This window comes from Rhodobacteraceae bacterium D3-12, from assembly GCA_025916135.1.
Lineage (GTDB): Bacteria > Pseudomonadota > Alphaproteobacteria > Rhodobacterales > Rhodobacteraceae > JAKGBX01.
The window spans coordinates 3,126,920-3,151,476 of the sequence record CP104793.1 but is presented as its reverse complement, the minus strand read 5'-3'; the positions used below and the strand labels follow the sequence as shown (position 1 = coordinate 3,151,476).

23 protein-coding genes, 1 tRNA gene and 3 pseudogenes are annotated in these 24,557 nt (G+C 56.9%); 19 read left to right on the top strand and 8 right to left on the bottom strand.

Annotation, left to right across the window (positions count from 1 at the left end; genetic code table 11):
* Positions 1-29 precede the first annotated feature (29 nt).
* A complete protein-coding gene (locus tag N4R57_15645) occupies positions 30-683 on the bottom strand; it encodes an alpha/beta hydrolase (protein ID UYV39595.1) in 654 nt (217 codons plus the stop codon).
* A 359-nt stretch (positions 684-1,042) separates the two neighbouring features.
* Here N4R57_15645 and N4R57_15640 point away from each other — a divergent pair, with 359 nt between their 5' ends.
* The 3 genes from N4R57_15640 (at position 1,043) to N4R57_15630 (ending at position 2,966) form a co-directional block, all read left to right on the top strand.
* Complete coding sequence (locus tag N4R57_15640) at positions 1,043-1,978, top strand: helix-turn-helix domain-containing protein (GenBank protein UYV36428.1); 936 nt, start codon at positions 1,043-1,045, stop codon at positions 1,976-1,978.
* Between the two features lie 195 nt (positions 1,979-2,173).
* Positions 2,174-2,830 carry a CatB-related O-acetyltransferase gene (locus N4R57_15635; protein UYV36427.1) on the top strand — a complete coding sequence of 219 codons (657 nt, stop codon included), beginning with the start codon at positions 2,174-2,176 and terminating at the stop codon, positions 2,828-2,830.
* Positions 2,831-2,890: 60 nt separating this feature from the next.
* A tRNA-Trp gene (locus N4R57_15630) sits at positions 2,891-2,966 on the top strand.
* Positions 2,967-3,139: 173 nt separating this feature from the next.
* Here the strand turns inward: N4R57_15630 and N4R57_15625 are convergent.
* Complete coding sequence (locus N4R57_15625; protein ID UYV36426.1) at positions 3,140-3,364, bottom strand: hypothetical protein; 225 nt, start codon at positions 3,362-3,364, stop codon at positions 3,140-3,142.
* 29 nt (positions 3,365-3,393) lie between these two features.
* A complete protein-coding gene (locus N4R57_15620; GenBank protein UYV36425.1) occupies positions 3,394-3,945 on the bottom strand; it encodes a hypothetical protein in 552 nt (183 codons plus the stop codon).
* A 69-nt stretch (positions 3,946-4,014) separates the two neighbouring features.
* Between N4R57_15620 and N4R57_15615 the strand changes: the two genes are divergently transcribed.
* Both N4R57_15615 and N4R57_15610 read left to right on the top strand, forming a co-directional pair.
* Positions 4,015-5,366 (top strand): IS3 family transposase gene (locus N4R57_15615; GenBank protein ID UYV36424.1). Its coding sequence is split into 2 segments (ribosomal slippage): positions 4,015-4,351 and positions 4,351-5,366, totalling 1,353 coding nucleotides; the frame shifts between segments, so codons are not numbered across the junction.
* A gap of 486 nt (positions 5,367-5,852) precedes the next feature.
* Positions 5,853-6,974, top strand: coding sequence for a hypothetical protein (locus tag N4R57_15610; GenBank protein UYV36423.1), 1,122 nt, complete (start codon positions 5,853-5,855; stop codon positions 6,972-6,974).
* A 430-nt stretch (positions 6,975-7,404) separates the two neighbouring features.
* Here the strand turns inward: N4R57_15610 and N4R57_15605 are convergent, their stop codons facing one another.
* Positions 7,405-8,085, bottom strand: a complete 681-nt coding sequence (locus N4R57_15605) for a DUF1028 domain-containing protein (GenBank protein UYV36422.1) — start codon at positions 8,083-8,085, stop codon at positions 7,405-7,407.
* A complete protein-coding gene (locus N4R57_15600; GenBank protein ID UYV36421.1) occupies positions 8,082-9,017 on the bottom strand; it encodes an N-carbamoyl-D-amino-acid hydrolase in 936 nt (311 codons plus the stop codon). Before N4R57_15600 ends, N4R57_15605 begins: the two co-directional genes overlap by 4 nt.
* A gap of 97 nt (positions 9,018-9,114) precedes the next feature.
* Between N4R57_15600 and N4R57_15595 the strand changes: the two genes are divergently transcribed.
* From N4R57_15595 to N4R57_15540, 12 genes and pseudogenes are all read left to right on the top strand, one after another.
* A complete protein-coding gene (locus N4R57_15595) occupies positions 9,115-10,023 on the top strand; it encodes a LysR family transcriptional regulator (GenBank protein ID UYV36420.1) in 909 nt (302 codons plus the stop codon).
* A 141-nt stretch (positions 10,024-10,164) separates the two neighbouring features.
* Positions 10,165-11,235 carry an ABC transporter ATP-binding protein gene (locus N4R57_15590; GenBank protein UYV36419.1) on the top strand — a complete coding sequence of 357 codons (1,071 nt, stop codon included), beginning with the start codon at positions 10,165-10,167 and terminating at the stop codon, positions 11,233-11,235.
* 68 nt (positions 11,236-11,303) lie between these two features.
* Positions 11,304-12,437, top strand: a complete 1,134-nt coding sequence (locus N4R57_15585; GenBank protein ID UYV36418.1) for an extracellular solute-binding protein — start codon at positions 11,304-11,306, stop codon at positions 12,435-12,437.
* Positions 12,438-12,523: 86 nt separating this feature from the next.
* Complete coding sequence (locus N4R57_15580; GenBank protein UYV36417.1) at positions 12,524-13,366, top strand: ABC transporter permease; 843 nt, start codon at positions 12,524-12,526, stop codon at positions 13,364-13,366.
* On the top strand, positions 13,366-14,139 hold the full coding sequence (locus tag N4R57_15575; protein UYV36416.1) for an ABC transporter permease: 774 nt from the start codon (positions 13,366-13,368) through the stop codon (positions 14,137-14,139). Before N4R57_15580 ends, N4R57_15575 begins: the two co-directional genes overlap by 1 nt.
* Positions 14,136-15,503 carry an amidohydrolase family protein gene (locus tag N4R57_15570; GenBank protein ID UYV36415.1) on the top strand — a complete coding sequence of 456 codons (1,368 nt, stop codon included), beginning with the start codon at positions 14,136-14,138 and terminating at the stop codon, positions 15,501-15,503. Before N4R57_15575 ends, N4R57_15570 begins: the two co-directional genes overlap by 4 nt.
* 17 nt (positions 15,504-15,520) lie before the next feature.
* The gene (locus N4R57_15565) at positions 15,521-16,135 is read left to right on the top strand and encodes a DUF1028 domain-containing protein (protein UYV36414.1); all 615 of its coding nucleotides are present in this window, start codon (positions 15,521-15,523) and stop codon (positions 16,133-16,135) included.
* Complete coding sequence (locus N4R57_15560) at positions 16,119-16,283, top strand: hypothetical protein (GenBank protein ID UYV36413.1); 165 nt, start codon at positions 16,119-16,121, stop codon at positions 16,281-16,283. Before N4R57_15565 ends, N4R57_15560 begins: the two co-directional genes overlap by 17 nt.
* Before the next feature lie 8 nt (positions 16,284-16,291).
* Entirely contained in the window at positions 16,292-17,590 is a 1,299-nt protein-coding gene (locus tag N4R57_15555; protein ID UYV36412.1) for an FAD-binding oxidoreductase, read from the top strand.
* A 23-nt stretch (positions 17,591-17,613) separates the two neighbouring features.
* Positions 17,614-19,062: a dihydropyrimidinase gene (gene hydA / locus N4R57_15550; GenBank protein UYV36411.1), complete on the top strand. Its 1,449-nt coding sequence runs from the start codon at positions 17,614-17,616 to the stop codon at positions 19,060-19,062.
* Positions 19,059-19,730, top strand: coding sequence for an aspartate/glutamate racemase family protein (locus N4R57_15545; protein ID UYV36410.1), 672 nt, complete (start codon positions 19,059-19,061; stop codon positions 19,728-19,730). The genes hydA and N4R57_15545 overlap by 4 nt, the downstream gene beginning before the upstream one ends.
* Before the next feature lie 93 nt (positions 19,731-19,823).
* A pseudogene (locus N4R57_15540) lies at positions 19,824-19,994 on the top strand (IS6 family transposase).
* A gap of 55 nt (positions 19,995-20,049) precedes the next feature.
* On the opposite strand, the pseudogene N4R57_15535 reads toward N4R57_15540, so the two are convergent.
* A pseudogene (locus N4R57_15535) lies at positions 20,050-20,775 on the bottom strand (integrase core domain-containing protein).
* Positions 20,676-20,945: pseudogene (locus tag N4R57_15530) on the bottom strand (helix-turn-helix domain-containing protein). Before N4R57_15530 ends, N4R57_15535 begins: the two co-directional pseudogenes overlap by 100 nt.
* A gap of 656 nt (positions 20,946-21,601) precedes the next feature.
* Here N4R57_15530 and N4R57_15525 point away from each other — a divergent pair.
* Both N4R57_15525 and N4R57_15520 read left to right on the top strand, forming a co-directional pair.
* On the top strand, positions 21,602-21,895 hold the full coding sequence (locus N4R57_15525) for a hypothetical protein (GenBank protein UYV36409.1): 294 nt from the start codon (positions 21,602-21,604) through the stop codon (positions 21,893-21,895).
* Between the two features lie 78 nt (positions 21,896-21,973).
* A protein-coding gene (locus N4R57_15520; protein UYV36408.1) for an IS3 family transposase occupies positions 21,974-23,324 on the top strand; the annotation gives its coding sequence in 2 pieces (ribosomal slippage) (positions 21,974-22,311 and positions 22,310-23,324; 1,353 coding nt in all).
* 33 nt (positions 23,325-23,357) lie between these two features.
* Here the strand turns inward: N4R57_15520 and N4R57_15515 are convergent.
* On the bottom strand, positions 23,358-24,362 hold the full coding sequence (locus tag N4R57_15515) for a GAF domain-containing sensor histidine kinase (protein UYV36407.1): 1,005 nt from the start codon (positions 24,360-24,362) through the stop codon (positions 23,358-23,360).
* Positions 24,363-24,557 lie beyond the last annotated feature (195 nt).

Below are 24,557 nucleotides of genomic sequence, written 5' to 3'. Positions count from 1 at the left end.
CCGGGCGGCCTTTTTTATTGGCGGCAGGTTTACGCCACGCCGAGATGTTCGGCGAACCACGCGCATTGCGCCGGGGCGGAAATCTTGAACGGTTCATCGGTATAAGCCTCGAAATGGGCGCAATCGAGAATCAGCATTATCTTGGGCTCCATCGCACGCTCATAGGCCTTGAGCGTAAGATCCGCAGGCGTCAGGTGGTCGTAACGCCCCGCGACCATCATCAGGGGTGTTGGCGCGATCTTGGCCACCCAATCACCGGGTTCATACTCGGTGAAATACTCCATCGAGCGCAGCGTGATTTCGTTGACCCAAGCGCCGCGATTTTCCTCGGACAGGCCAAGAAAGAACTCGCGGCTGTCATCCGTTGGCAAGGCACAGGGATCTTCCGGCCCGTTGCCCACCACGGGCAGCCGCAAGGGTGCGTCTCCGTTCAGCTGTCCCGCCCGGTCGGCGGCGAAACCGTCACGCAGACCGGCCCAATGGTCCGAGCGCACCAACCGCTGCGCGTTTTCGAGCCCGTAAGTCAAAGGCACCTGGCTCACGACACATTTTACCCGCCGGTCCTTGGCCGCAACGACAAGCACATGCCCGCCGGAATAGCTCGACCCCCAAACGCCGATCTGCGTGGCATCCACGCTGTCCAGTCCCTGAACATAGGTAATGGCATCGCGATAATCGCGAATCTGCTGCTCGGGGTCGATCTCACCGCGCGGTTCTCCTCCCGATTCCCAAGGTTGCGATTGTCATAGACCAGCACGTTCATCCCGGCCGCCTGAAATGTCTCGGCAAAGCCTTTCAGGTGCATTTCCTTGGTCGCTGAAAACCCGTGGGCCATGACGATGCAGGGCGCCGGCGTTGTCGCCGCCTCAAAGAACCAACCCGCGAGCGTTGTACCGTCCTCGGTCTTGAATGTGATATCTTGCTTCATGTTTTCCTCCCTAGAAGACGGATTAATACTGGAGCAGGTTTTTCCGACGTGCTTGACATAGGGTGCGTTAATTCTTGATCCTGTGTGCAATGTGCGCATCCGAGGGGGAGAGAGATGCAGTCCTGGTCTACCGCCAATGTCGAAAGTCGATCCCGTTATGATGCCTGGGCCGAGGCCCTGTCGGGCTCGCACCTGCCTTGGGCCTTGGGCGCGCCGGCCAGTAGGGGGTTTGATGCTGCGATCACAAGCTGCGAGGTTGACGGCTTCTCGGTCGTGAATTGCCGCTGTGATCCCTGTTCGGGAGAGCGTAGCACGCAACAGATCAAACAAGCCGATGATGCGGTTTATGGTATCCTGGTGCTGCGTGACGGCTTTGAATGCGTGCGCCAATCGAGCTTTGAAACCCGGCTGAGTAAGGATGACATGCTGATCTGGGACGCTTCGGAGCACTGTGCTTTCAACGCGCCGCAGAGCATTGCCAAAACCACGCTATTCATCACCCGCGACCGCTTGAAAGCGGCCATCGGCCACGACGCGCTGGTCACCGGACGGGTTGAGACGCGTGGCGGTATGGGCGCGCTGCTGCGTGACAGGATACTGGCGCTTGATAGCATTCTGGGAGATCTGGACGCGCCTGCGCTTGACCGGCTGGCGCAGTCTCTTGTCGATGAAATCGCCTATCTCGCGCAGCGCGGAACGCCGGCGCTCGTCGCACCGCGAGCGGCCCTGATGGCTCGTATCGAAAAGGCGATGGCGGCGCGATTCGATGATCCTGACCTGACGCCTGCCGCCCTCGCGGCCGAGGTCGGGATCTCGGTGCGCTACTTGCATCAGTTGTTTCAGACCGAGCAGGAAACCGTGCGCGAGCGGTTGCTTTGCCTCCGCCTCGAGGCGGTGGCCGCGGCGCTGCGTGATCCGCGCGTGGCGGGGGCAAGCGTGACCCAAATCGCCTTTGCCAACGGCTTTGCCAGCGCGTCGCATTTGAGCAGGCGCTTCAAGAACCGTTTTGGTGCGACGCCCACAGCTTACCGGCGCAAATACATCCATTAAAAAGACCGCACGCCCCGCGGCATACTCCGTCGTCGCGGTTTTGAGAGCCGTTTGCGTTCCGGCGCAAGAGTGTGCGACACTGGTTTGGCGAAGCAAAATTTTTGCAAATCCACAAGGCCAACCGATGGAGGGTGACATGACCAAGACCGCGATCTGAACCGATTGTTATTTTCTCAGATCAAGAAAGGTCTCGTCATGCCTGACTTTCCGTCGCCTGACACACGTCATCCCGTTCCGTTGCCCGATGGCTCATTGCATCGCGGCACGGTGTTTCTCAAAGCCGCGCTCTCGCACCCACGGATCGAAGTGGGCGACTATTCCTATGCCAGCTGCCACGTCCCACCCGATGATTGGGCGGCACAGCTTGCGCCCTATCTTTACGAATTCTCGCCCGAAAAGCTGATCATCGGAAAATTCTGCCAGATCGCCGATGGGGTCCAGTTCATAACTGCCTCGGCCAATCACCGCTATGACGGGTTCTCCAGCTTTCCCTTTGCCGTTTTCACCGGTGGGGGAATGGAGGCGCCCTCTATGCCAGACCCCGGAGCAGACACCATCATTGGCAATGATGTCTGGATCGGACAAGGTGCCCGAATCCTGCCCGGAGCGCAGATCGGCAGTGGTTCGATTATCGGAGCGGGGGCGATTGTCGCGGGGCAATACGAGCCCTACAGCGTGATTCTCGGCAACCCTGCGACGGTATTTCGCCGCCGCTTTGATGAAAACACAATCGCAGAACTGTTAAGGATCGCGTGGTGGGACTGGCCGATAGAGCGCATCTCAGCCGCCGAAGCGGCGATTTGTGGCAGCGATCTTGAGGCATTGCGCAACCACGCGCCGAATTCCCTTTGAAATCACGTGAATTCGATCTTGCAAAGCCGAAGGGGCGCGATTAAACCCCTGAACGGTCCTAGGGGTATAGCTCAGTTGGTAGAGCGACGGTCTCCAAAACCGTAGGTCGCGGGTTCGAACCCTGCTGCCCCTGCCAAACACTTCCTTGATTTCCGGCGCTGCTGGTTTGCTGCGATATTGTGGCGCGTTTCCGGGCGGTTACCTCGCAGTCTTTTAGAGAGAGACGCGACACGGTCTCCTTTGAGGGCCGGTTTCGGGCCATAGTCTCTGTTTGCGATTCCGGCGGTACGAGTTTGGGGTGAGTAGGTTTCAGAGCGCTGCGAACTGCATGTGCTGTTCTGACCAAATCGCGGAAAAACGATTCTTGATCAGGTAGTCGGTGGTAAGGCCAACTGGCTGTTCGCCGGAGATGATGGCATCCAGAATGTTGGGGGCAATCATTGCGAGGTTGGCGACATCTTGTACGCGGCGCGTAGATACATTTTCTGCTTCTGCAATTTCGGAGACGGACTTGCCATCAATGATCATCGCCAACCAACGGCGTCCTTTTTCGATGTTCTGCACTAACGTGATGTCGATCTCGGGGGTGGGTCACCAAGATGTAGCTTTAACTCGACACCCCGCCTCCGCATTTGGAATGGAGCTTCAATCGACAATTCCAATTCATTGAACTGCTGCGGCCTGCATTTCAGCGTTTCGGCAAGAACCTGTGCATCCAGTTGAATACGCAATGAGCCTGGCTTTAGATGTGCCCTTTCAATCAATTTCAGGCAGTCAGCAACGCTGAGGCTTTCTTTTAATTGTTCTGAAACCGATTTGATTTCTGTCGCTGATAAGCCCTGCGTCATTGAAGATGCTGCATCTGATTTGGAAAGTTGTTGTCTGACCAGTTCCGTCAAGAGGCTCTCAACTTGCTCCGCAGGCAAACGCCAGGCATTCGGGTGCATCTTGCTGTTGCCAGCAATCACTCGCCGAGAGACGTAGTATCGCAGGCGCTTGCCTTTTTTCCGGGTGTGGCTAGGGGTCAAGCGGTCACCAGTTTCATCAAAGAGCTTGCCAGCCAGTGGAGAACTTGTTGCCTTTTTCCGGGAACCGCGAGTGTCTGACGTCAGCACCTATGGGACAGATATGAGGATTTGAATAACGGAGGGTTTCTGGTTCATCGTAGCCTTTAAGGAGCGAAGATGAACAAGAAGCCCGGAACATCGAAAGGCGCAGCTGACAAGCTGGTCAAAAACATCCGCCGCAAGACCCGCCAGACCTACTCGGCGGAGGAGAAGATCCGCATTGTTTTGGCCGGATTGCGCGGGGAGGAAAGCATCTCGGCGTTATGTCGCCGCGAGGGTATTTCTGACAGCCTGTATTACACTTGGTCGAAGGAATTCCTTGAGGCTGGAAAGCGTCGTCTTTCCGGCGACACGGCGCGTCAAGCGACATCGCCTGAGGTGAAGGAGTTGAGATCTGAGGCCATGGCCCTGAAGGAATGCGTGGCCGACCTCACCTTGGAAAACCGTCTGCTCAAAAAAAGCATGACAGGGGCTGGGGAGTTCGAGGAATGAGGTATCCAGCAACCGAGAAGTTGGAGATCATTCGCACAGTTGAAGGGTCGCATCTGCCAACCAAGAAGACCCTTGATATGCTGGGCATCCCGCGCACCACATTTTACCGATGGTATGACCGATATGTCGAAGGTGGCTTGGATGCCTTGGCAGATCGTTCGCCACGTCCAAAGTCGGTCTGGAACCGCATCCCTGATATCCGCCGTGACGATCTGATCGAGTTTGCGTTGGAGCATGAGGCACTGACCACACGCGAGCTGGCCGTTAAATATACCGATGAGAAGCGATATTTTGTCTCTGAATCATCGGTTTACCGCATCCTGAAAGCCGCTGATCTGATTACTGCGCCGGACTACGTGGTGATCAAGGCCGCCGATGAGTTCACGGACAAGACCACCGCCATCAACCAGATGTGGCAGACTGACTTCACCTACTTCAAGATCATTGGCTGGGGCTGGTATTACCTGTCCACCATCCTCGACGACTACAGCCGCTACATCATCGCCTGGAAGCTCTGCACGAACATGCGGGCCGAGGATGTGACCAGCACGATCGAGCTGGCGCTTCAGGCATCGGGCTGCGACCAGGCCGTGGTCCGACACAAACCCCGTCTGCTCAGCGACAACGGATCCTGTTACATCTCTGGCGATCTGGCCAAATGGCTGGAGGATCAGAAGATGGACCACGTTCGCGGAGCGCCATTCCACCCGCAAACCCAAGGCAAAATAGAACGATGGCATCAGACCATGAAGAACCGTGTTCTGCTGGAGAATTACTACCTGCCCGGTGATCTCGAGCGACAGATCGGGGCCTTCGTCGACTACTACAACAACCAGCGCTACCACGAGAGCCTGAATAACGTCACACCCGCCGACGTCTACTTTGGACGGGACAAAGCCATTCTGAGAGAAAGGGAGAAGATCAAGAAACTGACGATCCGACAACGCCGCTTGCAACATCAAAAACAAGCCGCATAATCAATCACGCAACCGAACCAGAGCCTCCAATGTTCAAGCCGCTCTGATGTCCCATTTTATATGACGACTGACAAACCACGACGAAATAGGGGTATTGGCGCATCAATCCAAACGTGGTTTTAGCTCAGTGACAGGCATGCGCCATCATGTCAGAGGGTTAATTTCGTTCGCTTATCATGTGGATAGGAAATACGGCGAAAAGCTGTATACCGAATACAATAAAATAAGGTGGTAGACGTCGATGTTAAACTGGTAGTTTCCAGCCAGGTGGTTCGAAGTAGCTAGGCACTTCATATAACACATACGGCGGCATTGGGCCGGTTGACGAAATCGGATGAAAATCATAGTTATCACTTGGCCCTCACGCAGGCCGGTGTGCCCGCCACGCAAAGCAACGCAGCGTTTTTAGCCATGATATTTACTCTGTGCACTGCGCGCAGAGCGGCTAGCAGCGGGCACCTAGTCATATCCAAATGGAGATGACACATGAATGACCATCAGATTAAAAAACTAAAGACCCTTGGCAAACGGTATGCACGTGCGACCACGATGGCGCACACTGAAGCATTGAACGTTTTAGCCGCAGCAATGGGGTTAGCGCACTGGAAGGCGCTGACCGAAGCAACTAAGGAGGGTTGGCTTCCAAGTGACGAGGATTGGGCGACGGCGAACGAAATTGTGCGCCAAGCAGGAGCCAAAACCGAAGCAACCGCATCCACCAGTGAATTCCAGCATGATAACGAGCCAACGTCAGAAGAAGGCGAGCTTTGCGGTCACCAATTCCGGATTGGGGACGATCTTGGGGACGTTGTCGTCTCAGGGGTGGGGTGGGACTTACGCATTCCGGAAGCCCCGCTTAAAGCTCCTATCGTCGAGATAGATGAACGCTATGCAGAAACTAGCCCGGTCAGGGAACCTGATTTTCTGAGCAAAATTCTCGATATCGCCAAAGAGCGCGGCACACGAAGTCGGGCGCAAATGGCAGTGGATTGGCCACGACGTTCAACAAAAGCTGATCTTGATGGCGTAGCACGCCATCCATTAAGAGGCGGGGAAGCCTCGACCTGGTACTGTCATAGCTGTGACGCGCAGATCACCGGATCACAGTTGGCAAAGAGCTATTGGCACTGTCCTAATTGTGGCACGCATCCTCTCAATATTTACATGGAGCCATTTGACAGTCGGCTTCCCGGGAAGCCAGTGGAGACGCCAAATGCTACGCAACGAGAAACCCCAGAAGTGCGCGTCGTGGAGCCCGTGCTCACGCTTCACTTGAACGAGGCGACCGTCTCACTGCTGATCCGGTGTGCGCTTCTTGAAGACGCGACGACAGTCAACGAACGCCTCGGCGCAATGCGCGCTGAAATTAGCCTCATAGATGGAGAGGAAGTCTGGATCACAATTGATGAGATGCTGTGGCCTGGAGACAAAGAACCGACGTCAGCGCTGGCAGTCGCAGCGAAGCTTGGACTGGAGGTCGAGCAAGAGCTTTCCTTGTTCCCTGAACCTTTTGCTTGGCCGGACTTGGGCAACGTGACTTCAAGGACCGAAGAGTTCACTGCAACACTGGTGAAGGCATATGAGGAGCTAGGTGTGATCAAAAGGTAATCGTCTTGATGTTGCACGAGCTGGGTGGTTGGAGATGCAAAACTGCCCAGTTCTAGCGGACGTCTGCTTTCGGAAAGCTGCTACGCAGCATATTGTGGTATCGGCAACGTCCGCAATGGGCCGTTCGTTACGCCCGACACCAAGAGCGGAAAGCAGACTTTTGCCGCCCTTTAACTTAAACACGTGAATACAATAAAAGCATAAATTCAGTGACGGAAGAGTCGTAAGGGCAGCAGCATTTCGACCGAGTCAAACCAGTCATTTTCTAAAACGTCACGGTCACCCTGCAGTTTATTCATTCGCCTGCGTCGGCGTTCAAAGTCCAACGGGCAGCAAAAATCCCTAAATAGGTTTATTCAAACGCCAGAAGAACTTCGGGGCACTTGGGGCAGTCTGCATAGGCCTATGAAGGCAGGATATTGTCCTGATCCTATGCCTGTGGTTTGTCGTGTTCGATGCTGGAGGAAGAGGGGGCCGCGTCGGGGTCAAGCGCGCGCAGGCGGTATGCGGCGGCCTTAGGTAGCCATTCGGCAAGCATACGGCTGAGGTATTCCAAAGGCGTGCCGGAATCGTCAATCCGCAGATCCACATCCTTTAGGCCTGCATCCCCCAGAACGGCGAGGGAGGCCGATTGGAGCGGGTCGCGTTCGCCGCCCGCCGCTTGCCCTGCGAGCATCCCTGCGACGAGCTTTTCCGCAAGGCCGCCTTTGGCGGTTTCGAAGCCGTTGATCATGGCAGGGAGCACATCTTCTGAGTCAAGGAAATTCCCCAAGGCCAAGCTATTTGCCCCGGTCAGGCCGCCCGCCACGCCAAGGCACGAGCTGCCGGTGAAATGCAGCCCCTCACCGGTGATGGGGAAGACACCGAGTTGGCGCCAATGCAGCGCTGTTGCAGCTTTCTGCATCGCGTCCATTGCGCCGCTTGCGTCCTGGGTTGCTTCCCAGTGACGCAGTCCCGGGCGGTGCAGGCGTGTATCGGTGCGGCATTGCGAGAACACAACGCAGCCTTCCGTCAATGCGCCAACACGTCCGCCAACACAGACAGAAGACGTCGCGACCGCAAAACCGATTTCTTGAGTTTGCGGGTCACGTGCTGCGAGTGAAAAGGTCATGAGGGGATCTCCACGCCGATTTGTTCGGTAATCGGACCGTAATGTTCAATCCGGCGGTGGCGAGAGAAATCGAAAACAGACCTGCGGATATAGGCGCCAAGGTCCAGATCGCAATTGTGCGTGATGACCTCGTCATCCTCGGAAACGGCGCGGGCTACGGTTTCGCCTGTGGGGGCGACAATGGCAGAGCCGCCGATCATGGCAAACCCGTCTTCGGACCCGCATTTTGCGGCGGCCATAACCCATGCGCCGTTCTGATAGGCGGCGGATTCGAGGCTGAGCCGGTTGTGAAAATCGCGCAGGTGGGTGGGTTCGGGGTGGTGGATGTTGCGCGTCGGCGTGTTGTAGCCGAGCATGAACACCTCGGCCCCGCGCAGCGCCATCACACGGAAGGTTTCCGGCCAGCGACGGTCATTGCAGATGCACATGCCGAACCGCCCCGACGGGGTGGCGAAGGTCGGAAAGCCAAGATCCCCGACTTCGAAATAGCGTTTTTCGAGGTGTTCGAATTCAAGATCACCGATCGGTTCTTTGGTGCCGGGCAGGTGGATTTTGCGGTATTTTCCAAGAATGCTGCCATCGGGACCGACCAGAACGGAGGTGTTGAAACGGTGCGTCACACCGGCTTCGGTGATCTTTTCGGCGTAGCCGAGATAGAAACCGACGCCGAGAGACTTGGCTGTTTCAAACAGCGGTAGCATCGCGGGAGAGGGCAGACCTTCTTCGAAGAAGGTGTCGTATTCTTCGGGCGTGTCGTAGATATACCGCGGAAAGAAGGTGGTCAGCGCCAGTTCGGGGAAGGTGACCCAGCTCGCGCCGCGAGCATGAGCATCGCGCAGCATGTCGATCAACCGTTTGACGACCATTTCGCGGGTGTCTGAAAGATGCACCGGCCCCATTTGCGCAACGGCAAAAACCTCGTTCCTGCTCATGCAGTCCTCCAATAGCTAATTTCCATTCATTGCTAGACAGAGGGGGCATCAGTATGAAATTAAAAAAGCGCCATCAGTAATAACTAGGACTTATACCATGATCAGCGCCCGCCAGTTGGAAGTGCTCTCTACCGTGATAGAAGTGGGCACCACCGCTCGTGCCGCCGAATTGCTGGCGGTGAGCCAGCCCGCGATCAGCAATATGATCCGCCATACCGAGGACCTTGTTGGGTTTCCGCTGTTTATGCGCGAACACGGGCGGTTGACCCCTACCAAAGAGGCGCTGCATATCGCGCAGGAAGCGCAGCATCTGTTTATGCAGCAAAAACGCATCGACAATATTATCGACGATTTGCGTGGCGGAACGATCGGGCGGCTGAGCATTATTGCGACCCCATCGGTGGGGCACGGGGTTTTGCCGAAGGTGCTGGGCCAGTTCATCAAAACCCGTCCTAAGCTTCAGCTTTCGATCGAATTGGGCAGTCAGGACGAGATCATTCGCAAGCTGGGGAGCGGGCGCGCCGATCTGGGTCTTTCGATCACGCCACCGCGCCATAGTGCTGTTACGGTTGGGGAAATCGCAGACGGGCAGTTGGTTTGCGCCTGTCCTGTCGATCACGAGTTGGCATTGCAGGAGACGGTTTCGATCTCGGATTTGAATCACGTTTCGCACATTTCTTATGCAGCGCGCACACCTTTGGGGCAGGCGATTGATATGTTGTTTTCCGAACGCGGGTTGGAACGACGTTATTTTTGTGAGGTGCGCCACACTGCGACCGCTCTGGAGATGGCGCGCAATGGGCTGGGCGTGGCGATGGTCGACAGTTTTGCGGTAATCGGATTGCAGGGCGACGAGATCGCATTGCGGCCAACGCGGCCTGCTTTGCCGCTGAAATTGCACGGTCTTACCTCGAAACTGTTTCCGACGACGAACCTGACCATGCAGTTCCAGCAGTATCTGATCGACTATCTGAAACCTCACGGAAAACTTGCCGGTATCGGTTGATCAGCGCCGCTTGGTATAACTTGAAGATATAGTTTGGGGCGCATTTTTAATTTCCAAATGCAGAACTCTCATGCTCACTTTTGCGGAGTTGAGTGGCGGAGGCGTCGCCAGTTGTCAGAGCAAAGCAGGTGACACTTTCCGATGAATGAACCGATCCTTTCCATCAAGAACGCTGTAAAGCGATATGATACCGTCAGGGCCCTTGATGGGGTGAATTTGGACGTGGCGGAGGGCGAGTTCCTGACGCTGCTTGGACCATCTGGATCGGGGAAGACCACGCTGCTGAGTGCGATTGCGGGGTTCATCAATCTGGACGAAGGGCAGTTGCAGCTTCGGTCGAACGACATCACCCGCAAGCCGCCGGAGCATCGCGACTTTGGCATGGTGTTTCAAGGCTATGCATTGTTCCCGACGATGACCGTGCGTGACAATATTGCCTTTCCGTTGAAGGTGCGCAAACGCCCCGCCGCAGAGATTGAAAAACGTGTGAGCGAGGCGCTGGACATTGTTCAGATGGGCGCATTCGCCGACCGGTTGCCAAGCCAGCTTTCGGGTGGGCAGCAACAACGGATCGCGTTGGCGCGAGCGATGTCTTTTGGCCCACAGATTTTGCTGCTGGACGAGCCATTGTCGGCGCTGGACAAGAAATTGCGGGCGGACCTGCAATGGGAGCTAAAGGCGCTTCATCAGAAGTTGGGTGTGACGTTCATCTATGTCACGCACGATCAGGACGAGGCGCTGTCCATGTCTGACCGGATTGTAATTCTCAAAGATGGGGCGATCCAGCAGGAGGGCGGGCCAAACACGCTTTATGATCGCCCGCGCACCCGCTTTGTTGCTGATTTCCTTGGAAAGTCCAACTTTATCGACGCCGAAGTGATCGCGGGCAGCGGCACATCGGTGCGCTGTGACAGTTTGGGCGCGACGTTTGATTTGAACACGCAAGAGCCTTGTGAGCAGGGCGACTTGTTGAGCCTCGCGCTGCGTCCCGAGCGGCTTCGGCTTGGGCTGCCGGGGGCGGAGTTTATGCCCGCGACGGTCAAGCAGGTCAGCTATCTTGGCGAAAGATGTCAGGTGTTGGTGACACGCGCCGGCGGGGACGAGTTCTTGTTGTCGCGACCGACATGGAAGACAGACATTACACCGCAACCCGGGTTGGAGGTCAGCATCGGTTGGGATGCCGACGCGCCCGTGGTGCTTGCCCCCGTATAACCAAGAATGGCCGCAGGTATGAACAAGGCCATCCCCCCCGAATAGACACTGACAAGGAGAACCAAAACATGACGGATACCACGGATTTTGAAGCAAAACGCGACATCGCAGATATTGCGGTCGAGCGTTACAAGCAGGGTCGTCTGACGCGGCGCGGGTTTATCTCGGCTATGGGTGCGCTTGGCGTGCTGCCGGTGCTTGGCGGGCGCGCATTGGCGCAAACCAAAGAGATTATCGTTGTGAACTGGGGCGGGACGGCAAAAGACGTTCTGCAGGAAGTGCTCTGCGACACATACACTGCCGAAACCGGGATCAAGGTGACGGTGGATGGCTCTGGCCCCTCGGCAGGCAAGATCCGCGCCATGGTTGAAAGCGGCGCGGTGGTTTGGGACCTGTGCGACAGCGGCGCAGGCTCGGCAATCATCCTTGAGCAACAAGGCATGACCGAGGCGATTGATTACAGCATCGTTGACAAATCCAAGGTTCTCGAGGGCACCGCCTATAATAATGGCGTTGGCAACTACGTCTATTCCTATGTGCTGGCCACGAACCCCAAGCTGTTGGGTGGCAACATCCCGCAGACATGGGAAGACGTTTGGAACGTCAAGGATTTCCCCGGCATGCGGACCTTCCGCAAATCGGTGCGCGGTCAGTTGGAAAGCGCAACGCAGGCCCGCGGTGTGCCGCTGGCCGAAATCTATGACGCGCTGAGCACCGAGGACGGGATCAAGGCGTCGATCGCCAAGTTCCGCGAACTGCGCGAAAACATCATCGTTTGGGGATCGGGCAGCGACAGCCAGAACCTGTTCCTTCAGGAAGAAGTGGCGATTGGCAATATCTGGTCAACGCGCGCGCATCTTCTGAAGGATCAGATGGAAGACGGCGCGTTCAACGTGAGCTTTAACGGTGGTGTGATCGCGCCGGGAATCTGGGTTGTGCCCAAGGGCAACCCGGCAGGCAAGGACGAGGTGATGAAGTTCATCGCCCACGGTCAGAAGCCCGAGTTGCAGGTGCAATGGCTGGAGAAAATCGGCTCTGGTCCGATCAACCCGGCGGCGGCCGAGCTTGTCCCGGCAGAGTTGGCCGCGTTCAACCCATCGAGCCCCGAAAACCTCGCGACACAGATCCTTTACAAGGATGAATGGTACGCGAAGAACCAAGTTTCGGCCGAAGAAATGTATGTGGACGCGCTTATTAACTGATGCCGTTCTGTGGCGGGCCTGTCTTTGGGTGGGCCCGCCAAACCGTTGCAGCCACTATTGAACCAACAATGCCATGAGGGGGCGGAATGCCGCGCGTCAACGAAAAGGTCAGTTACTGGATGCTGGTTCTTCCGGCGTTGTCGATCATGGTGTGTTTCTACATCCTGCCCGTTCTGGGCATTTGGGAAATTGCCTTTACCGAGCCGAAGGCCGGGGTTGGAAACTTTGTGAAAATGGCCGGGTCCAACGCGGTGAGAACCAGTTTCGTGATTACGTTTCGCGTCGCTGCCATCACCACGGTGGGGTGCTTGATATTGGGCTATATCGTGGCCTATGCGATCAGCAATTTCGCCTCGCGGCTGACGCCTCTGATGGTGGCATTGGTGATCTTGCCGTTCTGGGTTTCGGTGTTGATCCGGTCGTTTAGCTGGATTGTTCTGCTCGGGCGGTCGGGGCTTGTGAATGATGCGCTGATGCATGCCGAGCTGATTGAGCGACCGCTGCGGCTTATGCACAACGAATTGGGCGTTTTGATCGCGATGATCCACGTCATGTTGCCGTTTGCGGTATTGCCCATGTTGACGAACATGCGTGGGATTTCGGGTATTTACGTTCAGGCCGCGCGCAGCCTTGGCGCCAGCGAATGGACCAGTTTCCGGCAGGTATACTTTCCGCAGACTTTGCCGGGGGTCTTGTCGGGCGCGCTGCTTGTCTTTGTGCTGTCGCTGGGCTTCTTTGTGACGCCTGCGTTGTTGGGCGGCGGGCGCGTTCTGATGATTTCCGAATACATCACCTATCAGATTCAGGAATTTTTGAACTGGGGTCTTGGGTCTGCCTTGTCGGTTGCCCTGTTGGTGGCGACGGCCCTTGTTCTTCTGATCTCGGCGCGGTTCGTGAACCTGCGTGCGACCCTGTTGGAGCGTAAGTGATGCAAGTGTCTGCCTTTCGGATATTTTTTCAGACAGGCGCGTGGCTGGTCATTGCCTTTCTGGTCTTGCCGATCCTTGTCGTGCTGCCGATTTCGTTCACCGATACGAGCTATATCGGGCTTCCTAAGGAGGCGCTTTCGCTGCAGCATTACGCCAACTATTTTACCGACCCCGACTGGTTGAGCGCGACTTGGACAAGCGTTTGGGTGGGGCTGGTGGTGGCGACTTGCGCTTCGGCTTTGGGCACGGCGTTTGCGATTGGGTGCTGGTTCCTGTCGGACCGGGCGGCGATGGTGGCGCGCTGGGTGCTGATCACGCCGATCCTTGTGCCGCCGGTGGTGCAATCGCTGGGGTTCTACCGCTTTTGGGTGCAGCTTGGTCTGATTGACACGCATTTCGGCGTAATTTTGGCGCATACGCTGCTGGCGCTGCCTTATGTGTCGATCTCGGTTTTTGCGGCGCTGAGCAATCTGGATCGCAATTTGCCGCGGGCGGCGCGCAGCCTTGGGGCGTCGGTAATGCAGACGGTTTGGGCGGTGGTTGTGCCCGCCGCGCGACCGGGAATAATCACCGGCTTCATCTTTGCCTTTATCGTCAGTTTCGATGAGATCGTTGGCGTTTTGTTTATCACGGTGCGCAATGTCGAGACGCTCCCTAAGATGATTTGGGAGGGGATTCAGGACAACATCGACCCGACGATTGCCGCCGTGGCGACCATGTTGATCGTCCTGACGCTTGTTGCCACTGCTATTGGAGTTCTGCGCCGATCATGAGCCGATTGCTTCTTAAAAACGCCGCTTACATCAGTCATGACAGCGGGTTACCCGAGGTTCGCCGGGGGCATATCGCCATCGAAGGCAGCCGCATTGTGGCGCTTCCCGAGACGCTGGAGGGCAGTGCATTCGAGGCTTTTGAGCCGCTTGATATGTCCGACAAGCTGGTCTCTCCGGGGTTGATCAACGCGCATACGCATGCTGTTTTGCTGGTGCTGCGCGGCACGGTTGAGGATATCGAGGGCAACCTTGTTTATCAGTATATGGTGCCGGCGTCCTATCTTCTGGAGCCGGCAGAGCGGGCCGCGATTGCGCGGCTGGCCTGTGCCGAGGCGATCCGCTCGGGCACCACGACGATGGTCGATCCGCTGCGCCATGTGGCGGATTACGCGCCAGCGATGATCGACAGCGGTATGCGCCTGTGGCTGGCTGAAAGCTGTGCTGATGCGGTGACCACCGAAGTTGGCAGCGGGCGATACCGGTTTGACCGTGAGTTCGGGCAGACCTTTCTTGATCGCACAGAGGCGTTGATCGACCGGTTCCATGGCGCCGAGGAAGACCGCGTGCGGGTGATGATAGCGGCCCATGCGCCGGACAATTGCAGCCCTTGGATGCTGGGCCAGCTCAAGGCGCTTGCTGGCAAGCACGGCTTGCGGCGGACGGTGCATTTGAGCCAGATCATCAGCGAGAAGGAACAGGTCGAGGCGCTGCACGGGTGCACATCGACCGAGTATCTGGACCAGAACGATTTTCTGGGTGATGACCTGATCGCGGTGCATTGGACGTTCTGCAACGAGAGCGACGTGGCGCGGCTGGCAGAGACCGGAACGTGGTTGGGCCATTGTCCGGCGTCGATGTCGGCCAAGGGGCCGCATCCGCTTCCTATGCGGTCGATCCTGGATCATGAGGTCAAGATCGTGCTGGGCACGGACAATATGACCGAAGATATGTTTCACGCCATGAAGCTTGGTCTGACGTTGCATCGCGGGGCTTATCAGCGGTCGGTGACGCCGACGCCGCAGCAGGTGTTCAACTATGCGACGCGCAATGCGGCAGAGGCGCTTGGCCGGCCCGATATTGGCAGCATCGCGGTCGGGCAGAAAGCCGATCTGGCGATGTTCAACATCTATGCACCAGCGTTGAACCCGCGGGTGTCCTTGGTGTCGAACCTTGTCCATTACGGCCACCCCGGCGTTGTGACCGACACAATGGTCGACGGCCGGTTCCTGATGCGGGAGGGCAAGCTGACCACGATTGACGAGCGCGCTGCCGTGATCGAAGCGCAGCAGGCGACGGATGCCATGTGGCAACGCTTTGGTGCGGAAGACCGGGGTGTTCCATTGCCTGCTAAAGACGGCCTGTAACAAGAAGGATTGAAGTTGTGACATTCTCTATCATTGGCCGCTGTGCCCGGACGGGGGCCTTTGGCGCGGCCATTACCACCTCTGATCTTGCTGTCGGGGGGCGGTGTGTGCGGCTGTTGCATGGCAAGGGCGCGATGCTGTCGCAGCACCGGACCGACAGCCGCCTTGGCGATCTGGGCATTTCGTTGCTGGGGCAGGGCAAGGGGGCGAAGGACACGGTGACCACGGTGTGCAATTCGACCTCGGATATCGAATGGCGTCAGGTTGGCGCGCTGGATGCCAACGGGCAGGCGGCGGCGTTTCACGGGCGGCGGATGTATTCGATATACACCCATAGCATCGAGAAAGATTGTCTGGCGTTGGGCAATATTCTGGACAATGAAACGGTCACGCGGAAAATGGCCGAAGCCTTTGCCCGCGATCCTGAGCTGCCTTTGGGGGAGCGGTTGATGCGCGCGCTTGAGGCCGGGCGCGATGCGGGGGGAGAGATCCTTGGCCCGTTGCGGTCCGCCGCGGTCCGGGTCACCGGCGAGCACGGGATTGATGCGATGGATCTGCGCATAGATATGTCGGAAAAAACGGCTGTCGAAGATCTTCGCGCGTTGGTGGATGCCTATGCGCGGGCGCGCTGATGTGCTGCGCAATGTTGCGTTGGCGCCGGACGGGATACCGGTTTTGCGCAGCATCTTTGAGGCCAGCATCGCACGGATCGCGGAATTGGGGCTGGAAGCGCGGTTCCCAACAGCGCAGCATCGCGACAACTGGACCCTGCGGGATTGAGCAAACCTATGACGGCGGAAAGCATATACTGGCAGGCCCCGGATCCGGGCGAGACAGAGAAGGCGCCGCCGCCAAAGAACGCGGATATCGCCGTGATTGGCGCAGGCTACACCGGGCTGAGCACCGCGATCCACCTTGCGCGGGGCGGGCGGCAGGTGGTTGTTTTCGACGCCGGTGCGATCGGCGCGGGCTGTTCGTCGCGCAATGGTGGCATGGTTGGTCCGAGCTTTCACAAGCTGGGATCGGCGGGGCTGATTGCGCGTTACGGCGAGACCAAGACGCTGGCGATCATGCAAGAGGGCGTTCGGGCGCTCGATTTCTTCGAGGAATTCGTGACGCAGAACGCTTTGGATTGCGATTTGCAGATGCGGGGCCGGTTTCGCGGGGCGCGCACGGTCGCCGATTATGACGCGATGGCACGCGAGACCGACTGGTTGTCGCGCAACATCGGGCTGAACGTGGAGATGGTCAGCCGCACAGAGCAACGACGCGAGATCGGCAGTGATTTCTATGCTGGCGGGGCGCTGTATCATTGCGACGGGGGCATCCATCCGCGCAAGTTGGTGGTTGCGCTGGCCCAGGCTGCGCGGGCGGAAGGGGTGCAGATTGTAACGCATTGCCCGGTGGGCAATATGCGCCGCGATGGCAACACCACTACGATGCAGACGCCGCAGGGTGAGGTGCGCGCGCGTGCCGTTGTGGTGGCCACGAACGCCTATGCCGACCGGCGCACGGCGGCGATGTATCGCCGGGTCGTGCCAATTTGCACAGGCGCCGTCGCGACAGAGCCGCTTGCCCCCGAGATGATGGAGAGCCTGACCCCAAAGGGGCGGATGCACGGTGAAACCGGCAGGGTTTTCATGTGGTTCCGCCCTAGCCCGGATGGCCGGAGGTTTATCTTTGGCGGCAGGATCGGGCGACCGGGTGGGCCGGTCGAACGTCAGCGCCGCGCCTTTGGCCAATCGGCAGCGCGGGTTTTCCCACAGCTTGGCAATGTGAAATTCGATCACGTCTGGTCCGGCACTGTCGCCTATACCCCGGATCACAGTCCGCATCTGGGTTTTGAGGATGGCGTCTGGCTTGCCGGGGGATATTGTGGGTCCGGCGTGACGCGCAGCGTTTATCTGGGCATGAAGCTGGCACGGAAAATCCTTGGGCAGGGCGAGGCCACCACGGCGTTTGATGATTTACCTTTCCAGCGGGTGCCGTTCAGGCCGCTTGCAGGCAAGGTGGCGGGGATGATGACCAATTGGTATCGCCACCTTGATGCCCGCGATTTGCAACGCGACGGCGACAGGTCAGAATAAGACGATCAGCAAGGAGCAACGGAATGCAGTTCGACACGGTCATTCATGACGGCACGCTTGTCACAGGCAGCGATGTGAGCAAGGGCGATATTGGCATCCGTGACGGGCGCATCGTGGCGCTTGGCGAGCTTCTGTCAGGCGGGGACAGCCGGATTGATGCCGGGGGCCGCTTGGTCATGCCGGGTGGGATCGAGGCGCATGCCCACATCGCGCAGGAAAGCTCATCGGGTGTGATGGGCGCGGATGATTATCTGAGCGGGTCGATTTCAGCAGCGTTTGGCGGCAATTCGTCGTTCATCCCATTCGCGGCGCAGCATCGCGGGCAGTCGGTCGATGAGGTGATCGAAACATATCACGCGCGGGCACAACGCTCGGTCATTGATTACAGTTACCATCTGATCATCACCGACCCGACCGAGGCGGTTCTGCACGAGCAGTTGCCGCGCGCTTTTGCGCAGGGGATCACATCGTTCAAGGTCTTCATGACCTATGACATGATGAATATCGGCGATGGCGGGATGCTGGATATTCTGAGCGTGGCGCGGGACCACGGGGCGATCACCATGGTCCATGCAGAAAACAACGACATGGTGAAATGGATGAACGCGCGTTTGGCCAAGGGCGGACACGAAGCGCCGAAATACCACGCGATTTCGCGTCCTGAGCTGGCTGAGGAAGAGGCGATTAATCGGGCCATTTCATTGGCTAAGCTGGTCGATGCGCCGTTGTTCATTGTGCATGTTTCGACCGCCGGGGGCGCGGAGATTGTGCAGCGCGAAATCCTTGCCGGAACGCGGCTTTTTGCAGAGACCTGTCCGCAATACCTTGCCTTTACGCGTGATGATCTTGACCGACCGGGGATGGAGGGGGCGAAGTTTGTCTGCTCTCCACCGTTGCGGGATAAGGCGACGCAAGAGGCGCTTTGGCAGCATGTCAGGGCAGGCACGTTTACGTCGGTGAGTTCAGACCACGCGCCGTATCGTTATGATGAGACTGGCAAGTTCATTAAGGGCGCTCATGTGCCTTATCCGCAAATCAGCAATGGGATGCCGGGCATCGCGACGCGGTTACCCTATCTGTTTTCCGAAGGCGTGGTGAAGGGGCGGATCAGCCTGCAAGAGTTTGTCGGCCTGTCGTCGGGCAACGCGGCGCGCACCTTTGGGATGACGAAGAAGGGCAGTCTGGGGATCGGGATGGACGCGGATATTGCGATCTGGGACCCGGAGGCAACGCGGGTTATGCGGTTAGAGGATCAGCATGACAATATGGATTACACGCCCTTTGAGGGCATGGAATTGACCGGCGTACCCGAGACAGTTTTGAACCGCGGCGCGGTGATTACCCACAAGGGCGCATTGCAGGCGACAGAGGGGCAGGGACGCTTTGTTGCACGAGCGCCAATGGCGATTTCGGGGGCCGGACATCTGGCCAAGGAGCGCGATCCGTCGCAAAATTTCGGAGTGGTGCTATGAGCGAGAGCAGCGCCGGACAGGGACCTATTGTTGTCATCAACCCGAACTCTTCGGAGAAGGTGACGCAAGAGATTGCCCGCGCTGTCGCGCCGTTTCGCCTGACCGGTGGCCCCGCGTTCGAGTGTATTGGAATAGCCCACGGGCCCGCCACCATATCAACCATGAAAGACAGCGCCGAGGCCGCGTTGAACGTCGCCGAAGTCGTCCAGTCGCGCCCCGATGCGTCGGCCTTCGTGGTGGCGTGTTTCTCCGATCCCGGAGTGGATCTCTGCCGCACCTTGGTGCACCAGCCGGTGATCGGTATTCAGGAGGCGGGGATTTTGAACGCCATGGCGCAGGCGGATTTGTTCGGCATCATTGCACTTGGCCCGGCCTCTGTCGCGCGGCACCGTTTGCGCATTCGGCAAATGGGCGTGGAAGCGCGCCTCGCGGCGGAATTGCCGCTGGACAATGTGTCCGCCGAAGACACGGGCCACAGCGACGAAGTTTTCGAGCAGACGCTGGAGGTCGGGGCCAAATTGCGCGCCGCGGGCGCTGGTGCGATCGTGCTGGGCTGCGCAGGCTTTTCACCCCGTCGCAGGGCGCTTGAGCGTGAAATTGGTATCCGGGTTGTTGATCCGGTCACCGCAGCAGCGACCTTGGCCTTAGGCGCATCGGTCGGACTGTAGCCTTTGAATATCCTTAAGTGTCCAAATTGGGTTTCCTGACCGGCATTGTCACATTTACTCAACGAACGGCTCACTGACGGGTAATTCTTTTGAATGAGCAAGTTATCCTATGCGCGACACCGCTTTCCGCCTGCAATAATCCAAGGGACCGTCTGGCTCTATTTTCGTTTTCCCCTTAGCTTTCGAGACGTCGAAGAAATGTTGGCGAAACGCGGGATCCGCGTCAGTTATGAGACGATCCGCAGATGGATATTGGAGTTCGGCCGGCTGATTGCTGTCAACATTGTATCCTGGACGGAGCTGCAGGACACTTGCGCTGTTACTGTAGCTTGTCTCTGAGCGCTTCGTAAGGGGTCTGACCGTTATGCGCGCCGTGGGGCCTAGCGAAGTTGTAGAACCGTTCCCATTCGTCAAGTTTAGCCTCCAGATCGACGTCGCCTTTGTAGCTAAGAAGTTGATAGAATTCTTGCTGATCAGAACGGTGGGATCGTTCGACTTTGCCGTTGAGTTGAGGAGTGCCTCGTTTGATGTAGGCGTGCCTGATCCCGAGATCTTCGACATGCCAATGGAATTTGGCACGGAACTCGTGGCCATTATCCGTGCGAACCTCGCGAATGCGAAACGGGAACTTTTCGATGATGTGGTCGATGAAGTCGATGGCGTTTGCCTGCGTGTGTTTCTCGTATATCTTGAGGGCGCGAACTCTGGTGGCATCGTCGATCGCTGTGTATTGGAACCGACGAACCTTTCCGCCCTTTTTTTCCTTGAAGGTCAGAAACTTAACATCCACTTGAATGTGGTGTCCTGGACCTGCTTCTGATAACGTTTAGTGTGCAGCTTGCGCATTCGTGTGCCTCTGGGCAACCGGTTAAGACCGTTGCGTTTGAGGATACGGTAGACACCGGCATCTGAGATTTTGATGCCGTGATAGCGCGCCAAATACCAGACGATCCTGATTGGCCCGAGGTGATATTTGCGGCGCAGATATAGGACTTTCTCGACGATCTCGGCAGGCGTTTGATTGGCGGGATTCTTCGGGATTGATTTGGCATTCTTCAGCCCGGATTCGCCATGCTTTTGATAGGCATCACGCCACCTATAAAAACTGGACCTACCGATCCCAAAATAACGGCAGGCTTTGCGGACATTGCCGATCTTCTCGGCGTGTTGGAGCACTTTAAGTTTGCGCTGAATGTCGCGTTCTTCGTTCGTCATGAATACTTCCTCCATCCCAAATCAGGGAATTTACAGGAAGTGTCCCGAGAGTCCGTACATATCTACACGCCAGGATGCGTTTACGAATTTCATTCTTCGAAGTGCAATCTCCGCTGCATTCAAACGGGCCAGACAGCTCCGGGGCAAGTTGGCGTTCGAAACGCTCAAAAACAACAATGCACCACTCCACTCCCCCAAAGAATACAAAAAAGCCCCCCAAAAAGGCCCCCAATAATGCGGGAGACAAGAGCCAAACTACGCGCCATTGTTCTTTCAACAACGCGGAAAGGAACACAGAAGATGAATTACAGCACGACTTCCCAGAGCGCAGTCTCCCTTACCAAACATGCAAAATACCGCGTCGAGCAACGTTGCGTGTGCAACCAAGCGCTAGAACTGCTGGCTCTCCACGGGTTTGATAGTCCAGCCAGAGGAGGCTGCGTCAGGCGAGAGCTTCGGAACTGCCAGGTCAGCGAACTCTACGAATTGGGGTACCCTCTCAATGTGATTGAAAAGGCACTTCGACTTGAGGCCGTGTTTTCCGAAATCGAAACGGTGGTGACCGTCTATCAGCGAACACCGCGAAACTGCCGCATCAGAACGAGCAAAAGGCGGTTAGCTGCACAACAGGCGCGCCGCGACTGGAGGAAACTTTGATGACAGGACAAACTATTGATGCCCGAGCCCGTTTTGGTGGTCGTTCGAAACAACAGGAGCGCGAGCTCAAGTCTCCCGAAGAAGTGGAAATGGAGCGCATGGAAAGCCTGCGTCAAGAGGTTAAGCCGTTGCGGGAAAGACTCGAGTCGAAAGAGCGTTTAGACCCTTCCGACCGAAAAGTACTTGCCCGAAACCTTGGCCGGGCAATTGAACGTGAAACTCCGGAGCATCCCACAAAAACTGCAGGTTTGCTTTTTCGCTTCGTATACGGTGAGGAGGGGGGCGTTGTCTGACGTCAGCACCTATGGGACAGATATGAGGATTTGAATAACGGAGGGTTTCTGGTTCATCGTAGCCTTTAAGGAGCGAAGATGAACAAGAAGCCCGGAACATCGAAAGGCGCAGCTGACAAGCTGGTCAAAAACATCCGCCGCAAGACCCGCCAGACCTACTCGGCGGAGGAGAAGATCCGCATTGTTTTGGCCGGATTGCGCGGGGAGGAAAGCATCTCGGCGTTATGTCGCCGCGAGGGTATTTCTGACAGCCTGTATTACACTTGGTCGAAGGAATTCCTTGAGGCTGGAAAGCGTCGTCTTTCCGGCGACACGGCGCGTCAAGCGACATCGCCTGAGGTGAAGGAGTTGAGATCTGAGGCCATGGCCCTGAAGGAATGCGTGGCCGACCTCACCTTGGAAAACCGTCTGCTCAAAAAAGCATGACAGGGGCTGGGGAGTTCGAGGAATGAGGTATCCAGCAACCGAGAAGTTGGAGATCATTCGCACAGTTGAAGGGTCGCATCTGCCAACCAAGAAGACCCTTGATATGCTGGGCATCCCGCGCACCACATTTTACCGATGGTATGACCGATATGTCGAAGGTGGCTTGGATGCCTTGGCAGATCGTTCGCCACGTCCAAAGTCGGTCTGGAACCGCATCCCTGATATCCGCCGTGACGATCTGATCGAGTTTGCGTTGGAGCATGAGGCACTGACCACACGCGAGCTGGCCGTTAAATATACCGATGAGAAGCGATATTTTGTCTCTGAATCATCGGTTTACCGCATCCTGAAAGCCGCTGATCTGATTACTGCGCCGGACTACGTGGTGATCAAGGCCGCCGATGAGTTCACGGACAAGACCACCGCCATCAACCAGATGTGGCAGACTGACTTCACCTACTTCAAGATCATTGGCTGGGGCTGGTATTACCTGTCCACCATCCTCGACGACTACAGCCGCTACATCATCGCCTGGAAGCTCTGCACGAACATGCGGGCCGAGGATGTGACCAGCACGATCGAGCTGGCGCTTCAGGCATCGGGCTGCGACCAGGCCGTGGTCCGACACAAACCCCGTCTGCTCAGCGACAACGGATCCTGTTACATCTCTGGCGATCTGGCCAAATGGCTGGAGGATCAGAAGATGGACCACGTTCGCGGAGCGCCATTCCACCCGCAAACCCAAGGCAAAATAGAACGATGGCATCAGACCATGAAGAACCGTGTTCTGCTGGAGAATTACTACCTGCCCGGTGATCTCGAGCGACAGATCGGGGCCTTCGTCGACTACTACAACAACCAGCGCTACCACGAGAGCCTGAATAACGTCACACCCGCCGACGTCTACTTTGGACGGGACAAAGCCATTCTGAGAGAAAGGGAGAAGATCAAGAAACTGACGATCCGACAACGCCGCTTGCAACATCAAAAACAAGCCGCATAATCAATCACGCAACCGAACCAGAGCCTCCAATGTTCAAGCCGCTCTGATGTCCCATTTTATATGACGACTGACACCGTATCGAACGGCATTTGACAGCAAGTTCGAGATTGCTTGAGCGACGCGCGGGGCGTCGCAGCTAACCGGCTGCTCAATCGACATCTCAAGTTCGACCTCACGCTCTGGCGACGCTGCGCGAACTTCCTCAACGACTTGGGTTATCGCCTTACCAAGAGGCGCGTCGACCTGAGACGAAATGCGGATGCCGCCACCCAACCGCGCCTTGGCGTGGAGCAATATATTTTCGATCAGATCATTCATCCGGCGCAGCGAGGAGCGCATCATAGGAAGGATCGTTTGTGCTTTTTCTGTCAAAGGCTCGCGGTTCAAATGCCTGAAACCGGCGTCAAGCGCCGCTATCGGGTTGCGCAGGTCGTGACCCAACACTGCAACAAACTCCTCTTGAATTCGGCTCAGATTGCGCTCGTGTGCGATCATGTCTTCATGTGCATCCAACCGCTCCTCTGTCTCGAGGCTTTGGCCAATTATGTCGGCAAAGATCTCAAGCATTGCGACCGCACGTGGGTGTTTTACATCGCGGGGCTGTGTATCAATCGCACACAATGTGCCGAAAAACGTGCCGTCACTGCGATGGATGGGGATGGAGGCATAGCTGATGATGCCGAATTTGGCCGCGATCGGATGACCTTGATAGACCTCATCGGTCGCCGTGTCGTTAAACATCACCTTTTCTGAGGTTTCGCGAACCGATTGGCAGAAGGTCGATTGGATCTCAATTTCGTCACCGGGCTCCAATCCAAAGTTGACCTCATCCACGGTTCGACACGCCACCCACCGATCAGCCGTCACCCGCGCAACGGCGGCAAAACGCATGTTCGTGGCCAGCATGACAGTTTCGAGAATTGTGCCGATCAAGGCACTGTTCGCGAGCAGCTCGATATCCGCCTGGAACTCGTGCGTTCCGTTCATATAGGCAGCGTGGTCCTGTATGATTGCTTGCGGCGTAGACCTGTCACTCATTCAAAACTCCTCGCTGCTGGCCCGGTAACATGACCCGCATTTGATCTGAAACGATTGAGCGCTTCGCAATTAAGCTACAGTATTTGTGTTGCATAAGGATAGGCAACACCCTTCCAAATCCAATTTGCGTTGCCCTTAGATTTGTAGATGTCATTCTTGGTCAACGTGGGAGCAAAGCCTTTGCGGAAAGCCTCG

What these genes read in the sequence shown, in the direction of transcription:
- N4R57_15605 (UYV36422.1), bottom strand. Translation starts at nt 8,085, where the DNA reads ATGACCTTTTCACTCGCAGCACGTGACCCGCAAACTCAAGAAATCGGT.
- N4R57_15610 (UYV36423.1), top strand. Translation starts at nt 5,853, where the DNA reads ATGAATGACCATCAGATTAAAAAACTAAAGACCCTTGGCAAACGGTAT.
- N4R57_15580 (UYV36417.1), top strand. Translation starts at nt 12,524, where the DNA reads ATGCCGCGCGTCAACGAAAAGGTCAGTTACTGGATGCTGGTTCTTCCG.
- N4R57_15545 (UYV36410.1), top strand. Translation starts at nt 19,059, where the DNA reads ATGAGCGAGAGCAGCGCCGGACAGGGACCTATTGTTGTCATCAACCCG.
- N4R57_15600 (UYV36421.1), bottom strand. Translation starts at nt 9,017, where the DNA reads ATGAGCAGGAACGAGGTTTTTGCCGTTGCGCAAATGGGGCCGGTGCAT.
- N4R57_15570 (UYV36415.1), top strand. Translation starts at nt 14,136, where the DNA reads ATGAGCCGATTGCTTCTTAAAAACGCCGCTTACATCAGTCATGACAGC.
- N4R57_15560 (UYV36413.1), top strand. Translation starts at nt 16,119, where the DNA reads ATGCGCGGGCGCGCTGATGTGCTGCGCAATGTTGCGTTGGCGCCGGAC.
- N4R57_15635 (UYV36427.1), top strand. Translation starts at nt 2,174, where the DNA reads ATGCCTGACTTTCCGTCGCCTGACACACGTCATCCCGTTCCGTTGCCC.
- N4R57_15590 (UYV36419.1), top strand. Translation starts at nt 10,165, where the DNA reads ATGAATGAACCGATCCTTTCCATCAAGAACGCTGTAAAGCGATATGAT.
- hydA (UYV36411.1), top strand. Translation starts at nt 17,614, where the DNA reads ATGCAGTTCGACACGGTCATTCATGACGGCACGCTTGTCACAGGCAGC.
- N4R57_15585 (UYV36418.1), top strand. Translation starts at nt 11,304, where the DNA reads ATGACGGATACCACGGATTTTGAAGCAAAACGCGACATCGCAGATATT.
- N4R57_15575 (UYV36416.1), top strand. Translation starts at nt 13,366, where the DNA reads ATGCAAGTGTCTGCCTTTCGGATATTTTTTCAGACAGGCGCGTGGCTG.
- N4R57_15595 (UYV36420.1), top strand. Translation starts at nt 9,115, where the DNA reads ATGATCAGCGCCCGCCAGTTGGAAGTGCTCTCTACCGTGATAGAAGTG.
- N4R57_15515 (UYV36407.1), bottom strand. Translation starts at nt 24,362, where the DNA reads ATGAGTGACAGGTCTACGCCGCAAGCAATCATACAGGACCACGCTGCC.
- N4R57_15640 (UYV36428.1), top strand. Translation starts at nt 1,043, where the DNA reads ATGCAGTCCTGGTCTACCGCCAATGTCGAAAGTCGATCCCGTTATGAT.
- N4R57_15525 (UYV36409.1), top strand. Translation starts at nt 21,602, where the DNA reads ATGACAGGACAAACTATTGATGCCCGAGCCCGTTTTGGTGGTCGTTCG.
- N4R57_15555 (UYV36412.1), top strand. Translation starts at nt 16,292, where the DNA reads ATGACGGCGGAAAGCATATACTGGCAGGCCCCGGATCCGGGCGAGACA.